Origin of the sequence: Ottowia sp. (genome assembly GCF_046348305.1) — a bacterium.
GTDB lineage: Bacteria > Pseudomonadota > Gammaproteobacteria > Burkholderiales > Burkholderiaceae_C > Ottowia.
The window spans coordinates 93,345-106,784 of sequence record NZ_JAXMEM010000009.1; the positions used below are offsets into that span (position 1 = coordinate 93,345).

Genomic DNA, 13,440 nt, shown 5'->3' on the forward strand with positions numbered 1-13,440 from the left:
TTTTTCAAAAGATCCATGTCCATCGCCAAATTGTTCGCCCGCCCGCACTACACCTCCCCCGCCACGGACTTCCTCCGGGCGCTCAAGCAGGAGCGGCCCGAGCTGGACCAGGCGCAGCGCCAGGGCCGTGCGCTGCTGTGGGACAAGCGCATCGACCGCGATCAGCAAGCCGAGATGCGCGCCGGCCGCATCCCGCCGACGGGTTACGTGTACTACGCGCTGCCGCGCCGTCCAAAGTCCGATCACGCCTGAGCCGGTGACCGCCGCCGACGACACCCTGCTGCTGCTGGCCGCGCCCGAGGCCGAGCAGCCGCAGGTGGTGGACCATGTGGCGGTGGCGCGCCTGTACGGCGAGCCGCTGTTCGCGCTGCCGCAGGACCTGTACATCCCGCCGGATGCGCTGGAGGTGTTCCTGGAGGCCTTCGAGGGCCCGCTGGACCTGCTGCTCTACCTGATCCGCAAGCAGAACTTCAACATCCTGGACATCCCCATGGCGGCGGTGACGCGCCAGTACCTCAGCTATGTCGATGAGATCCGCAGCCGCAATCTGGAGCTGGCGGCCGAATACCTGCTGATGGCGGCCATGCTGATCGAGATCAAGTCGCGCATGCTGCTGCCCCCGCGCAAGAGCGCCGAGGGCCAGGAGCCCGAGGACCCGCGCGCCGAGCTGGTGCGCCGCCTGCTGGAGTACGAGCAGATGAAGCTGGCGGCCACGCAACTGGCCGAGGCGCCGCAGTTCGGGCGCGACTTTTTGCGTGCACAGGTGTATGTCGAGCAGGCGCTCACCCCGCGCTTTCCGGACGTGGAGCTGGCCGACCTGCAAAGCGCCTGGGCCGACATCCTGAAGCGCGCGAAGCTGGTGCAGCATCACAAGATCTCGCGCGAGGAATTGAGCGTGCGCGAGCACATGTCCATCGTGCTCAAACGCCTGCAGGGCCGGCGCTTTGCCCCGTTCGAGGACCTGTTCGACCCCGCGCGCGGCGTGCCGGTGCTGGTGGTCACCCTGATCGCGCTGCTGGAGCTGGCCAAGGAAACCCTGGTCGAAATCACCCAGGCCGAGGCCTACGCCCCGATTTACGTGCGCCTGGCCTTCACGCCGGCGGGATAAATCACGCTCTGCCCGACCGGCGCATCGGCGCGCGCCCCATGTCCGGCCCATTCGCGTCAGAATGACCGGCTGTTTCGTTCATTTTGAAGGGGTACGTCATGGGACTGCTTGATTCCGTTTTGGGTTCGGTGCTGGCCGGGCAAGGCCAGGGCCAAGGTCAAAGCCCGCTGGGCGGCGGCCTGGGCAACATCCTGGGCGGCATGCTGGGCGGTGGCCAGCAGCAGCAGGCGCCGGGTGGCGCCGGCGGTGGCCTCAACATGGGCATGATCGCGGCGCTGGCGCCCATCCTGATGTCGATGCTGGCCAACAACAGCCAGTCGGGCGGGCTGGGCGGGCTGCTCAACAAGTTCCAGCAAGCGGGCCTGGGCGGCGCCGCCAGCAGTTGGGTGGGCACGGGCGAAAACCACCCGGTCACCTCCGACCAGGTCACGCAGGCGCTCGGTCCCGACGTGATCGGCAACATCGCCGCACAACTGGGCGTGGGCCATGCCGACGCCGCCGGCGGCGTGGCGCAGTTGCTGCCCGAACTGATCGACAAGCTCACGCCCCACGGCCAGGCCCCGCAGGGCGGCCTGGGCAGCGCCGACGACATCGTCGGCATGCTGGGCAAGATGCTGGGGCGGTGAAACAGCACACCCCCAGTCTCCACTCGCTGCGCGATGTTTCGCCTCCCCCCTTGCAGGGGGCATCGCCAGTGACCGGGGAAACCCCGGCCACGGCGATCGCTGGGCCGGCCTGCTCCGCGGCCACTTGGCTCTTTGGGTTTCATGGCTTGCGGGTGATGCGCAACGCCATGGGCGCCCCGGATATCAATGATCCGGGGCCGATCAGAGCAATTCGCCCTTGGGATCGCGCCCCATCAGCGCGGCCACAGCCTCGACCGGCTTGAGCTGGCCGTCCAGCAGCGCCACCACGCATTCGGTGATGGGCATCTCCACGCCCAGGTGGCGTGCGCGCTGCAACACCGTGTGCGCGCTGTACACCCCTTCGGCCACGTGCCCCAGTGATTGCACCGCCTCGGCCGGCGTCTTGCCTTCGGCCAGCAGCAGGCCGACGCGGCGGTTGCGGCTCAAGTCGCCGGTGGCCGTCAGCACCAGATCGCCCAGGCCCGACAGGCCCATGAAGGTTTCAGGCTGTGCGCCCAGGGCCACGCCCAGGCGCGCAATTTCGGCCAGTCCGCGCGTGATCAGGGCGGCGCGCGCGTTCAACCCCAGATTCAAGCCGTCGGCCAGGCCGGTGGCAATCGCCAGCACGTTCTTGACCGCGCCGCCCACCTCCACGCCAACCCAGTCGTCGTTGCCATACACGCGCAGCGTGGGGCCGTGGAAAGCCGCCACCAGCGCCTGGCGCACGCTCTCGTGCCGGCTGGCCGCGACCAGGGCCGTGGGCTGCCCGCGCGCCACCTCCTGCGCAAAGCTGGGGCCCGACAGCACGCCGGTGGCCAGGTTTGGCGCGGCAGCACGCGCGATCTCGTGCGGCATCAGGCCGAAGGGGCGGTGCGCCGCCGGGTCCTGCGCGGGCTCGAAGCCCTTGCACAGCCAGGCCACCGGCACGCGCACATCGCGCAGCAGGGTCAAGGTGGGGCGCAGGCCGGCCACAGGCGTGGCCACGACCAGCAGATCGGCCTGCGCCGCTGCTTCCAGCAGCCGCTCCACGTCGCCGCCATGCACCGCCAGCTCGCGCGGCAGCGGGATGCCGCGCAGGTAGCGCGCGTTCTCGCGCTGGGCAGCCATGGCCTCGGCCTGCACGCCGTCGCGCGCCCACAGCACCACCTGGTGGCCGGCGGGGTTGCGCGCCGCGCTCACAGCCAGCGCCGTGCCCCAGGCGCCGGCGCCGATGACTATGATTTTCATAGCTGGTTGCGCTTGATGGGTGGGCGCCAGGGGCCGAATCGGCAAAAATTACTGCGTGGTGGCGGGCGCCTGGACTTGCGCCGCCTGCTGTTGCTCGTACATGGCCTGGAAGTTGATCTCGGCCAGATGCACGGGCGGAAAGCCGGCGCGCTGCACCAGATCGGCCACGTTGCTGCGCAGGTAGGGGTAGACGATCTGCGGGCAGGCCACGCCGACGATGCCGGCCATCTGCTCCTCGGGCACGTTGCGAATCTCGAAGATCGCCGCCTGCTTGCACTCGACCAAAAACACGGTCTTGTCGGCAATCTTGGACTGCACCGTGGCCGTCACGGCGATCTCGAAGATGCCCTCGGCCACCGCCTCGGCGTTCACGCCCAGGTTGATCTCCAGCGCCGGCTGCGCCTGCTCCAGCAGGATGGCGGGCGAGTTGGGCTGCTCCAGCGACGCTTCCTTCAGATAGACGCGCTGGATGTTGAAAACGGGATCCTGATCGGCCATGAAATATCTCGGTTGGGGAAAAAGCAGAAGAAACACGACCGCAGCGCGGCCGCGCAAACGCTGGATTATCTCAGGCGCCGGCCAGCAGCGGCAGCAAATCGCCCCGCGCATCCAGCGCCATCAGATCGTCGCAGCCGCCCACGTGGGTGGCGCCGATGAAGATCTGCGGCACGGTGCGCCGGCCGCTGCGCTCCATCATCCGCACGCGCTGGGCGGGCTCCAGGTCGACGCGGATTTCTTCGTATTCGGTCACGCCGCGCGCCGCCAGCAACTGTTTGGCGCGGATGCAGTACGGGCAGGTTCCGGTGGTGTAGAGGGTGATGGGGGGCATGTTGGCGGCGCGCCTCAGGTCTTTTCGACTGGCAGATTGGCATCGCGCCAGCTCTTCATGCCGCCGGCCAGCACCTCGGCCTGCTCGTAGCCGAGCTTGCGCGCCGTGGCGACGGCACGGCGCGCCCGCACGCCCGAGGCGCAGACCATCACCAGCGGCGTGGCCTTGTTCTTGACGGCGCCGGGCAGCCTGGCCTCCAGCTCGGCCAGCGGAATGCTCTTGGCGCCCACCACGTGGCCGGCGGCAAACTCCTCGGGCTGGCACACGTCGATCACCACCGCCTTCTCGCGGTTGATGCGCTGCACGGCCGCCGCGGCCGAAAGCCCGCCGCCCGAGCCGCCTTGCAGCAGCGGCCAGGCCAGCAGGCCGCCCGAGACCAGGGCCAGCAAGACCAGTGACCAATTGGCAATCAAGAAATCCACGGTGAACGTCCTTTGTGTGTTCGCTGCAAAAGCCCGCCGTGCAACCTGGGCCTATCGACGGCAACCCGCCATTTTAAAATGAGCGCTTGTTGCCGTGCGCGCTGGCCGCCTCGGCCCCGTGTTTTTTCGCACTCCCCACCCCATGCACAAGCTCGTCCTGATTCGCCACGGCGAATCCACCTGGAACCTGGAAAACCGCTTCACCGGCTGGACCGATGTTGACCTGACCCCCACCGGCATCGAGCAGGCGCGCCAGGCCGGGCGGCTGCTGAAGGCCGAGGGCTACGAATTCGACCTGACCTGCACCAGCGTGCTCAAGCGCGCCATCCGCACCCTGCACCTGACGCTCGACGAGATGGACCGCCTGTGGCTGCCCTCGACAAAGCACTGGCGCCTGAACGAGCGCCACTACGGCGCCCTGCAGGGCCTGAACAAGGCCGAGACGGCCCAGCAGTACGGCGACGCGCAGGTGCTGACGTGGCGGCGCAGCTACGACACCCCACCGCCGGCGCTGGCGCTGGACGATCCGCGCTGCGAGCGCAGCGACCCCCGCTACGCCCGCCTGAAGCCCGAGGAAGTGCCGCTCACCGAATGCCTGAAGGACACCGTGGCGCGTGTGCTGCCGTTCTGGAACGCGGTGATGGCGCCCGAGATCCAGGCCGGGCGGCGCCTGGTGGTGGTGGCGCACGGCAACTCGATCCGCGCGCTGGTCAAGTACCTGGACGGCATCTCCGACGCCGACATCGTGGGCCTGAACATCCCCAACGGCATTCCGCTGGTGTATGAGCTGGACGACGCGCTGCGCCCCCTGCGCCACTATTACCTGGGCGACGCGCAAGCCGCCGAGCAGGCCGCCGCCGCCGTGGCGCGGCAAGGCCGCGGGTGAAATGGCACACCCCCAGTCTCCACTCGCTGCGCGATGTTTCGCCCACCCCCTTGCAGGGGGCCGAGCCTGCGCACAAAAGGTCCGGTGGACCTTTTGTTGGCTGGCGAGGGGCCGGGCCACTGGCCCGGCGCGGCCTGCAAGGCTCGCCAGTGGCCGGGGGAACCCCGGCCACGGCGATCGCTGGCTTGGCCTGCTCCGCGGCCGTTCGGCCCTTTGGGTTTCATACCCTGCCGATGGCGGGCAGCGCCATGGATAACCGAAGCGCAGGTGGCGGAACTTCCCCCCGCGCAGCGGACCCAAGATCGACCCTCCACCCGAACCCTGTATATTGAGCGCTTGCCTCAGGAAAGCCCCGTCACATGAGCCAGAAAACCAAGATCGCCGGCTGGATTGCCGTAGGTGCGCTCGCCGGCGCGCTGACCACCGTATCGCTGCAAACCGTGGCGCGCGGCACGCTGGCGCCGCTGCCGCTGCAGGAGTTGCAGCAACTGGCGGCGGTGTTCAGCATGATCAAGACCGACTACGTCGAGCCGGTGGACGAGAAAAAGCTGCTCACCGACGCCATCTCGGGCATGGTGGCGGGGCTCGATCCGCACTCGCAGTACTTCGACCAGAAGTCCTACAAGGAATTCCGCGAAGGCACGACCGGCCGCTTTGTCGGCGTGGGCATCGAGATCACCCAGGAAGACGGGCTGATCAAGGTGGTCTCGCCCATCGAAGGCTCGCCCGCCGACCGCGCCGGCCTCAAGCCGGGTGATCTGATCACCAAGATCGACGACACCGCCGTCAAGGGCCTGGCGCTGAATGATGCCGTCAAGCGCATTCGCGGCGAGCCGGGCACCAAGGTGCGTTTCACCGTGCTGCGGCGCGACGAGGACCGCAGCTTTCCCGTCACCATCACGCGCGAGGAAATCCGCACCCAGTCGGTCAAGGGCAAGATGCTGGAGCCTGGCTACGCCTGGATCCGCGTGTCGCAGTTCCAGGATCGCACGGTGGATGATTTCGTCACCAAGATCGACGCCCTCTACAAGCAGAACCCCAACCTGAAGGGGCTGGTGCTTGATCTGCGCAACGACCCGGGCGGCCTGCTGGACGCCGCGGTCGCCGTGTCGGCCGCCTTCCTGCCCGAGGGCGCCACGGTGGTCACCACCAACGGCCAGATCGAGGAAAGCAAGGCCGCCTTCAAGGCCATCCCCGAGGACTACATGCGCCGTCGCGGCGCCGACCCGCTGGCCAGCCTGCCGCCTGCGCTCAAGAAGGTGCCGCTGGTGGTGCTGGTCAACGAGGGCTCGGCCTCGGCCAGCGAGATCGTGGCCGGCGCGCTGCAGGACAACAAGCGCGCCGTCATCATGGGCAGCCAGACCTTCGGCAAGGGCTCGGTGCAGACCGTGCGCCCGCTCGGCCCCGACACGGCCCTGAAGATCACCACCGCGCGCTACTACACGCCCAGCGGCAAGACCATTCAGGCCAAGGGCATCATGCCCGACATCCTGGTGGACGACACCGCCGAGGGCAGCCCCTTTGCCGTGCTGCGCATGCGCGAGGCCGACCTGGACCACCACCTGGCCGGCTCCAGCCCCGACAAGAAGGACCCGGCGCTGGAGCAGGAACGTGAGGAAGCCCTGAAGAAGCTCGAGGCCGAGGCCAAGAAGCCCGCATCCGAGCGTCGCCCGCCCGAATACGGCAGCGCCAAGGACTTTCCGCTGCAGCAGGCGCTGGCCAAGCTCAAGGGCGATCCGGTGAAGGTCAGCACCACGCTGACCGCGCGCAAGGAAGAGCCCAAGACCGAGTGAGGGGCTGGCGCCAGCGCACGGCGCCCAGCGGCCATGGACGACTCGCAACTGCTGCGCTACTCGCGCCATGTGCTGCTCGATGACATCGGCATCGAAGGCCAGCAGAAGCTGCTGGCCGCGCATGCCCTGATCCTGGGCGCCGGCGGCCTGGGCTCGCCGGCGGCGCTGTACCTGGCCAGCGCCGGCGTGGGGCGCCTGACGATCGTCGATGACGACACGGTCGATCTGACCAACCTGCAACGCCAGATCATGCACACCAGCGCCCGCGTCGGCCAGGCCAAGGTCGATTCGGCGCGCACGGCCATTGCGGCGCTCAACGCAGGCGTGCAGGTGCGCACGGTGGCGCAGCGTGCCGATGCCGCGCTGCTGCATGAATTGGTGCGGGATGCCGACGTGGTGCTGGACTGCGGCGACAACTACGCCACGCGCCACGCGCTCAACGCGGCCTGCGTGCGCCACCGCAAGCCGCTGGTTTCGGGCGCGGCCATCCGCATGGACGGACAAGTCTCGGTGTTCGATGCGCGCCGCGGCGACTCGCCCTGCTACGCCTGCGTGTTTCCGCCCACGCAGCAGGTGGAGGACGTGGCCTGCGCCACCCTGGGCGTGCTGGCGCCCCTGGTGGGCGTCATCGGCAGCCTGCAGGCCACCGAGGCCATCAAGCTGCTGTGCGACATCGGCGAGCCGCTGGTCGGGCGCCTGCTGATGATCGACGCCAGGCGTGCCGACTTCACCACCGTGCGCGTGCAGCGCCAGCACGACTGTCCGGTTTGTGGCGCGGCCGCGCCGCCGCACTGAAAAAGCGGCGAGCGGCTGTTGCGGTGATTCACCGGCGCCCTTCGGGCGCTTGTCCTACATCCGGGCACCGCCAACACGCGCAGACTCGCGCTTGTTACCTGTCGAAACCGTGGCCAACCATGACCGCGTGCGAAACAGTTTGAAGAGCACCAGCACGCCATGCCAGTCAGTCGCCCCCTTCGGGTCTATTTTGTCGAGGACAACACGGTCATCCGCGACCGCCTGATCGTCACCCTGAATGAATGGGTGGGCATCACCCCCGTCGGCCATGCCGAAGGCGAGCAGGACGGCAGCGCTTGGCTGACGCGCGCCGATTCGGTGTGGGACCTGGCCATCGTCGATCTCTTTCTCAAGCAGGGCAACGGCCTGGGCGTGCTGCAGGCGTGCCGGGGGCGCCTGGCGCCGCGCAAGGTGGTGGTGCTCACCAACTACGTCACGCCAGACGTGCGCGCACGCTGCCATGCTATGGGTGCCGACGCCTTCTTCGACAAGTCCAGCGATCTGGAGGCCCTGTTCGACTACTGCACGCAGTTGCGCACCGCACTGCAAGCGCCGCCGGCCGCTTGAGCGGGAGCGGCGGCCATCAGGTGATCAGCTTGTTCGTCAACGCGTAATACGTCAGGTCGCTGTTCGAATGCAGGCCCAGTTTTTCCATCAGGCGCGTGCGGTAGGTGCTCACGGTCTTGACCGACAGCGACAGCTCCTCGGCCACCTGCCCCGCGGTCTGGCCGGCGGCCAGCTTGAGGAACACCTGGAACTCGCGCTCCGACAGCAGCTCGTGCGGCAGCCCGTCGGCCTTGCGGTCGAGCTGCTGCGCCATCAACTCGGCCACCTGCGCCGAAAAGTAGCGCTTGCCCAGCGCGATGGTGCGGATGGCGTCGACGATTTCCAGCGGGTCGCACTCCTTGTTCAGGTAGCCGCGGGCGCCCTGGCGGATCAGGTTCATCGCGTAGTGCTCCTCGGGGTAGATCGACAGCACCAGGATGCCCACGTCCGGCGCCTTGGCGCGGATCATGGCCAGCGCATCGATGCCGCCCTGCCCGGGCATCGACAAATCCATCAGCATCACGTCCATCTCGGTGGTGCGCGCCAGATCGATCGCCTCGCGGCCGTTGGCGGCCTCGCCCACCACGCGCACATCGACCTGCTCGGCCAGGAAGTTGCGCAACCCGACGCGAACGATGGCGTGATCGTCCACAATGCCCACTCTGATCATGACTTGACCCTTGTTGTCAACGCGTGAACCCACAACAAGGCCCACCCGCCCATTCTATGAAGGTCATGCCAGAGAAGGGGCTGCTCCACCACATCTCGCCGTCGTTCCTGCGGCATCGCCCTCGCAAGTATTGGCTGGCGATCCTGGTGTCCGTCCTGTGCGCGCTGGGCGTGTTGGTGCTGGCCGAGCGCTCCTACAACACCCTGATGCGCGTGGCCGGCGAACGTCAGCAACTGCAACTGGTGAGCGCGACCATCGACGCGCTGGGCGACGACCTGACCCTGGCTGAATCAAGCCAGCGCGGCTATCTGCTGACCGGCGACACCCGCTATCTGGAGCCTTTCAAGAGCGCGGCCGGCCGCATTGCGGCGCGCACGAACCTGCTGCGCGGCATGGCGCCGCTGCCGCTGCGCGAGTCGCCCAGCCTGCGGGGCATGTACGCGCAGATGGAGCTCAAGCTGGGCGAGATGAACCGGACGATCGAGCTGCGCACCCGCGACGGGCCCGATGCAGCGCAGCGCCTGGTCAACACCGATGCCGGCAAGCAATACATGGAGGCGTTCCGCAGCCATCGACAACTGGTGAGCCAAGCGGCCGACGCGCTGATCGTGCGCAAGCAGGTCGAATTCAACCGACTGCTCAGCGCCACGCGCCTGTCCTTCATGGCTTGCGTGCTGGCGGCGCTGCTGGCTTTCGTGCTGTATCTGGGGCAGACCTACCGAATCGACAAACTGACCCGCAGCGCGCAGCGCGCGACCGAGGAAGAGCGCGCCCGGCTGGAGCGCCAGGTGCGCGAGCGCACCGCCCGCCTGACCGATCTGGCGTCCTATCTGCAAACCGCCGTCGAGGACGAACGCGCCCGTCTGGCGCGCGAGCTGCATGACGAGCTGGGCGCGCTGCTGACCGCCGCCAAGCTGGACGTGGCACGCCTGCGCATGCGCCTGCCGGCCGATGCCGGCAAGTTGGCCGACGACCTGGCCCACCTGAGCGGCGTGCTCAATGAAGGCATCGCGCTCAAGCGCACCATCATCGAGAACCTGCGGCCTTCGGCCCTGACCAACCTGGGGCTGGTGCCGGCGCTGGAAAACCTCACGCGCGAATGGTCGCATGCGAGCCGCATCGAGGTGCATACCGCGCTGGAGCCGGTCGAGCTGGACGAGTCGCGCGCGCTGGCGGTCTACCGCCTGGTGCAAGAAGCGCTCACCAACATCCAGAAATACGCCCGGCCCTCGCGCGTCGCGGTGCGTCTGGACACGCATGACGGCATCGTCGAGGTGAGCGTGGTGGATGACGGCGTCGGCTTCGATCCGTCCAACCTGCCGCTGGCCACACATGGCCTGACCGGCATGCAGCATCGCCTGGACGCCTGCGGCGGGCGCCTGGTCATCGATTCGGCGCCCGGGCGCGGCACGCGCATCACGGGAACCCTCGCGCAGCAACCGGCGCCCCGCTGAAGGCGCCGCGGCTCGAACGCCGCCATCCGATCGTGCAGGCGGCGCCGCTTTGCCATGGGCCGCCGGCCGGGCGTCGCACGGGCTGAGCGCACTGGGGCGTTGTCCTACATGCGGGCGGTGCAAGCGCCCACAGGGCGTCAAGGCCGCTGCCGATGCCGCCCGCGTCCGCCGACACCTACGCTTGGGCCATGCCGTCGAGAACAGGGGGTGCAGCACAGCCCCACCCGCCGGCCCCATCAACCCAAGCACACACGTGATGAGCAACAAACAACCCATCGAACAGGTCGCCCGCACCGCCGCCCGAGCCACCGACCGGCTGGCCGCCAACGCGCAAAGCGGCATCGACGCCACGCGCGAGCTGGCCAACGACGCCCTGGACAAGGCCAGCAGCCGTGTCACCACCCTGCGCGACGATATGCAGCCCGCCATCGAAGCCGTGTCCAGCCGGGTGCAGGACATGGCGGCGCGCGGCATGGCGGCCGCCGCCGAAACCCGAGACCTCGCCCGCGAAAAGCTCGCCGAAGCGTCGGACCACACCAGCGCCTACGTGGCTGAAAAGCCGTTCAAGGCGATGGCCCTGGCGGCCGCCGCTGGCGCGTTGCTGGCCATGCTGTGGCGCCGCCGCTGACGGCCGGCCCATATCCCACCCGTCAACCGAATCCCCCACAAGAGAAGGAGAAAGTCCATGAAACCCGTTCGTACCCTGATTCTCGCCGCATGCGTCGGCGCCAGCTTGGCCACCGTTGCCGGCTGCTCGGTCATCCGCGGCCAGGAATCGGTCAGTTCCTATGCCGACGACGCGAGCATCACGGCCGAAGTCAAGGCCAAGCTGATCGACAGCAAGGCGGTGGACGGCGGCGCCGTCAACGTGCAGACCATGCACGGTGAAGTGGCCCTGAGCGGCTTTGCGAAGAGCACCACCGAGCGCGACCGCGCCGGCCAGATCGCACGCGACGTGAAAGGCGTGCGCAGCGTGCACAACAACCTCGTCGTGCGTCCCTGACGCACATCCACGCTCTTTTGCACGCGCGGTGCCCGCAGCAAATCAGCGACCTGACCTCGGCACCCCCATCGAAAAGGAAATCACCATGAATGAAGACACCATCAAGGGCAACTGGAAGCAATTCAAAGGCAAGGTCAAGGAGCAGTGGGGCAAGCTGACCGACGATGACCTGGACGTGATCGCCGGCAAGCGCGACCAGCTGGTCGGCAAGATCCAGGAGCGCCACGGCATCGCCAGGGACGACGCAGAGAAGCAAGTCTCCGACTGGGAAAAGCAGTCGCGGTACATCTGGTAAGCGCGTACCGTTTCAGGAGGCCTGTCCCCGGCCTCCTTTTTTTTAAGCCGTCACGCGGCACGGGTGTCGCGCGGGAGATCGACATGCTCAAGTGGGCCATCATCTTTGCCATCGTCTCGGTCATTGCCGGGGTGTTGGGCTTTACCGGCATCAGCGCGGGCACGGCGTCCGTGGCCAAGCTGCTGTTCTTCCTGTTCGTGGCGATCACCGTCATCCTGATCGTGGTGGCGCTCACGGGCGTGGGCGCGGTGGCCTGAGAGGCTGAGGCGGGAGCCGGCCAGGCCGCACGCGAACCGACCATGGGCACGACTACTCCATCCCGCATCCAGACCGACGTCGCCATCATCGGCGCCGGCACGGCGGGCCTGCATGCGCTGCGCGAAGTGCGCCGTGCCAACAAGGACTTCTACCTGATCGACCACGGTCCGCTGGGCACAACCTGCGCCCGCGTGGGCTGCATGCCGTCCAAATCCGCCTTGCACGCCGCAGCCGTCTGGGCGGCGCGCCGGCAGCTCACCGCCTTGGGCGTGACCGGCGTCGACCAGCTCGACATCGATCTGCAGGCGGCCTGGGCGCACGTGCGCGGGCAGCGCGCGCACTTTGCCGCCAGCGCGGCCGACCAGGCGCGTCAGGCGGCGGGTGAACGGCTGCTGCACGGGCGCGCCCGGCTGATCGAGCCGACCCTCATCGAAATCGAGACGCCGGAGGGCGCGCTGCATCTGCATGCGCGGCGCGTGATCATCGCGACGGGTTCGCGCCCGGTCCTGCCGCGGTTCCTGGACAGCGTGCGCGAGCGCACCGTCACCACCGACGAACTGTTCGATCTGCCAACGCTGCCGCGCTCCGTGGGGGTGCTGGGGCTGGGCGCGGTGGGCCTGGAAATGGGCGTGGCGCTGGCGCGGCTGGGCGTGCGGGTGATCGGTGCCGATCAGGCCGCCCGCGTGGCCGGCATCAGCGACCCACAGATCGCCAGCCGGGCCCGCGAATGCTTCGATCACCTCACGCCCTTGTGGCTGGGCGCCCAAGCGCGGGTCGAGCGGGCACGCGATGGCGTGCGGATCACGGCGGGCGAGCAATCGGAAACGGTCGATGTCCTGCTGGCCGCGCTGGGGCGGCAGGCCAACGTCGACGGCCTGGACCTGGACGAAGCCGGCGTCCCGCTGGACCGCAAGGGCATACCGGTGTTCGACCGTGCCACCTTGCAGCTCGGAGAACTGCCGGTGTTCATTGCGGGCGACGCCAACGCCGATCGCCCGCTGCTGCACGAGGCCGCCGATCAGGGCGCCATCGCCGGCTACAACGCCTGCGTCGAAACGCCCCTGCGCTTTGCGCGCAAGGTGCCGCTCGGCATTGCGTTTTGCGCGCCGGATGTGGTGACCGTGGGTGCGGCATGGGACGAGCTGGATGCCGATCGCATCGTGGTCGGCAGCGCCGAGGCCGCGCGCAACGGCCGCGCCATCATCGAGGACAGCACGCACGGCCTGCTGCGGGTCTATGCCGACGCGGGCAGCGGCCGGCTGCTGGGCGCGTCGATGGTGACGGCCGGCGGCGAGCATCTGGGGCAATGGCTGGCCTGGGCCGTCCAGCGGCGCGAAACCGCGCGCGACCTGCTGGCCGGCGTGTTCTATCACCCGACGCTGGAAGAGATGCTGCAGTCGGCGCTGCAGGACATCGTGCGGCAGATCGACAGCGGTGCCAGCCATCCGCTGGGCGTCTTGCCGCTCGCCCCGCAGGACAAGGCGAGCGCGCCCTGAGCGCGGGCACGGCGCAAGGCTCGATCACGTTC

The 13,440-nt window shown here is 68.4% G+C and carries 18 protein-coding genes; 13 read left to right on the forward strand and 5 right to left on the reverse strand.

Annotated elements, in window-relative coordinates; all coding sequences use genetic code 11:
* Positions 1-15 precede the first annotated feature (15 nt).
* From U1F38_RS12170 to U1F38_RS12180, 3 genes are all read left to right on the forward strand, one after another.
* Complete coding sequence (locus tag U1F38_RS12170; protein WP_409987336.1) at positions 16-252, forward strand: DUF3460 family protein; 237 nt, start codon at positions 16-18, stop codon at positions 250-252.
* A gap of 4 nt (positions 253-256) precedes the next feature.
* Positions 257-1,108, forward strand: coding sequence for a segregation and condensation protein A (locus tag U1F38_RS12175; protein ID WP_409987337.1), 852 nt, complete (start codon positions 257-259; stop codon positions 1,106-1,108).
* Positions 1,109-1,206: 98 nt separating this feature from the next.
* The gene (locus U1F38_RS12180; RefSeq protein WP_409987338.1) at positions 1,207-1,734 is read left to right on the forward strand and encodes a YidB family protein; all 528 of its coding nucleotides are present in this window, start codon (positions 1,207-1,209) and stop codon (positions 1,732-1,734) included.
* Between the two features lie 201 nt (positions 1,735-1,935).
* On the opposite strand, the gene U1F38_RS12185 is transcribed toward U1F38_RS12180, so the two are convergent.
* The 4 genes from U1F38_RS12185 to U1F38_RS12200 all read right to left on the reverse strand — a co-directional run bounded on the left by U1F38_RS12185 (position 1,936) and on the right by U1F38_RS12200 (position 4,212).
* Positions 1,936-2,961: an NAD(P)H-dependent glycerol-3-phosphate dehydrogenase gene (locus U1F38_RS12185; RefSeq protein ID WP_409987339.1), complete on the reverse strand. Its 1,026-nt coding sequence runs from the start codon at positions 2,959-2,961 to the stop codon at positions 1,936-1,938.
* 48 nt (positions 2,962-3,009) lie between these two features.
* Positions 3,010-3,459: a protein-export chaperone SecB gene (secB, locus tag U1F38_RS12190; RefSeq protein ID WP_409987340.1), complete on the reverse strand. Its 450-nt coding sequence runs from the start codon at positions 3,457-3,459 to the stop codon at positions 3,010-3,012.
* A 70-nt stretch (positions 3,460-3,529) separates the two neighbouring features.
* Positions 3,530-3,790 carry a glutaredoxin 3 gene (gene grxC / locus U1F38_RS12195; protein ID WP_409987341.1) on the reverse strand — a complete coding sequence of 87 codons (261 nt, stop codon included), beginning with the start codon at positions 3,788-3,790 and terminating at the stop codon, positions 3,530-3,532.
* A 14-nt stretch (positions 3,791-3,804) separates the two neighbouring features.
* A complete protein-coding gene (locus U1F38_RS12200; RefSeq protein ID WP_409987342.1) occupies positions 3,805-4,212 on the reverse strand; it encodes a rhodanese-like domain-containing protein in 408 nt (135 codons plus the stop codon).
* Between the two features lie 142 nt (positions 4,213-4,354).
* Between U1F38_RS12200 and gpmA the strand changes: the two genes are divergently transcribed.
* From gpmA to U1F38_RS12220, 4 genes are all read left to right on the forward strand, one after another.
* Positions 4,355-5,098 carry a 2,3-diphosphoglycerate-dependent phosphoglycerate mutase gene (gene gpmA, locus U1F38_RS12205; RefSeq protein ID WP_409987343.1) on the forward strand — a complete coding sequence of 248 codons (744 nt, stop codon included), beginning with the start codon at positions 4,355-4,357 and terminating at the stop codon, positions 5,096-5,098.
* 359 nt (positions 5,099-5,457) lie between these two features.
* The gene (locus tag U1F38_RS12210; protein WP_409987344.1) at positions 5,458-6,891 is read left to right on the forward strand and encodes a S41 family peptidase; all 1,434 of its coding nucleotides are present in this window, start codon (positions 5,458-5,460) and stop codon (positions 6,889-6,891) included.
* Positions 6,892-6,924: 33 nt separating this feature from the next.
* On the forward strand, positions 6,925-7,686 hold the full coding sequence (locus tag U1F38_RS12215) for a HesA/MoeB/ThiF family protein (RefSeq protein WP_409987345.1): 762 nt from the start codon (positions 6,925-6,927) through the stop codon (positions 7,684-7,686).
* Between the two features lie 159 nt (positions 7,687-7,845).
* Positions 7,846-8,253: a response regulator gene (locus tag U1F38_RS12220; protein ID WP_409987346.1), complete on the forward strand. Its 408-nt coding sequence runs from the start codon at positions 7,846-7,848 to the stop codon at positions 8,251-8,253.
* 16 nt (positions 8,254-8,269) lie between these two features.
* Here U1F38_RS12220 and U1F38_RS12225 read toward each other — a convergent pair whose 3' ends face one another.
* Positions 8,270-8,902 (reverse strand): response regulator, encoded by a 633-nt coding sequence (locus tag U1F38_RS12225; protein WP_409987347.1) that lies wholly within the window; start codon positions 8,900-8,902, stop codon positions 8,270-8,272.
* Between the two features lie 56 nt (positions 8,903-8,958).
* Between U1F38_RS12225 and U1F38_RS12230 the strand changes: the two genes are divergently transcribed.
* From U1F38_RS12230 to U1F38_RS12255, 6 genes are all read left to right on the forward strand, one after another.
* Positions 8,959-10,356 carry a CHASE3 domain-containing protein gene (locus U1F38_RS12230; protein WP_409987348.1) on the forward strand — a complete coding sequence of 466 codons (1,398 nt, stop codon included), beginning with the start codon at positions 8,959-8,961 and terminating at the stop codon, positions 10,354-10,356.
* 256 nt (positions 10,357-10,612) lie between these two features.
* Positions 10,613-10,984 (forward strand): glycine zipper domain-containing protein, encoded by a 372-nt coding sequence (locus U1F38_RS12235; RefSeq protein ID WP_409987349.1) that lies wholly within the window; start codon positions 10,613-10,615, stop codon positions 10,982-10,984.
* A 57-nt stretch (positions 10,985-11,041) separates the two neighbouring features.
* Entirely contained in the window at positions 11,042-11,359 is a 318-nt protein-coding gene (locus U1F38_RS12240) for a BON domain-containing protein (RefSeq protein ID WP_409987350.1), read from the forward strand.
* Positions 11,360-11,444: 85 nt separating this feature from the next.
* Positions 11,445-11,654: a CsbD family protein gene (locus U1F38_RS12245; protein ID WP_409987351.1), complete on the forward strand. Its 210-nt coding sequence runs from the start codon at positions 11,445-11,447 to the stop codon at positions 11,652-11,654.
* An 83-nt stretch (positions 11,655-11,737) separates the two neighbouring features.
* On the forward strand, positions 11,738-11,911 hold the full coding sequence (locus U1F38_RS12250) for a DUF1328 domain-containing protein (RefSeq protein ID WP_409987352.1): 174 nt from the start codon (positions 11,738-11,740) through the stop codon (positions 11,909-11,911).
* Between the two features lie 42 nt (positions 11,912-11,953).
* Complete coding sequence (locus U1F38_RS12255; RefSeq protein WP_409987353.1) at positions 11,954-13,408, forward strand: dihydrolipoyl dehydrogenase; 1,455 nt, start codon at positions 11,954-11,956, stop codon at positions 13,406-13,408.
* The last annotated feature ends 32 nt before the right edge of the window (positions 13,409-13,440 follow it).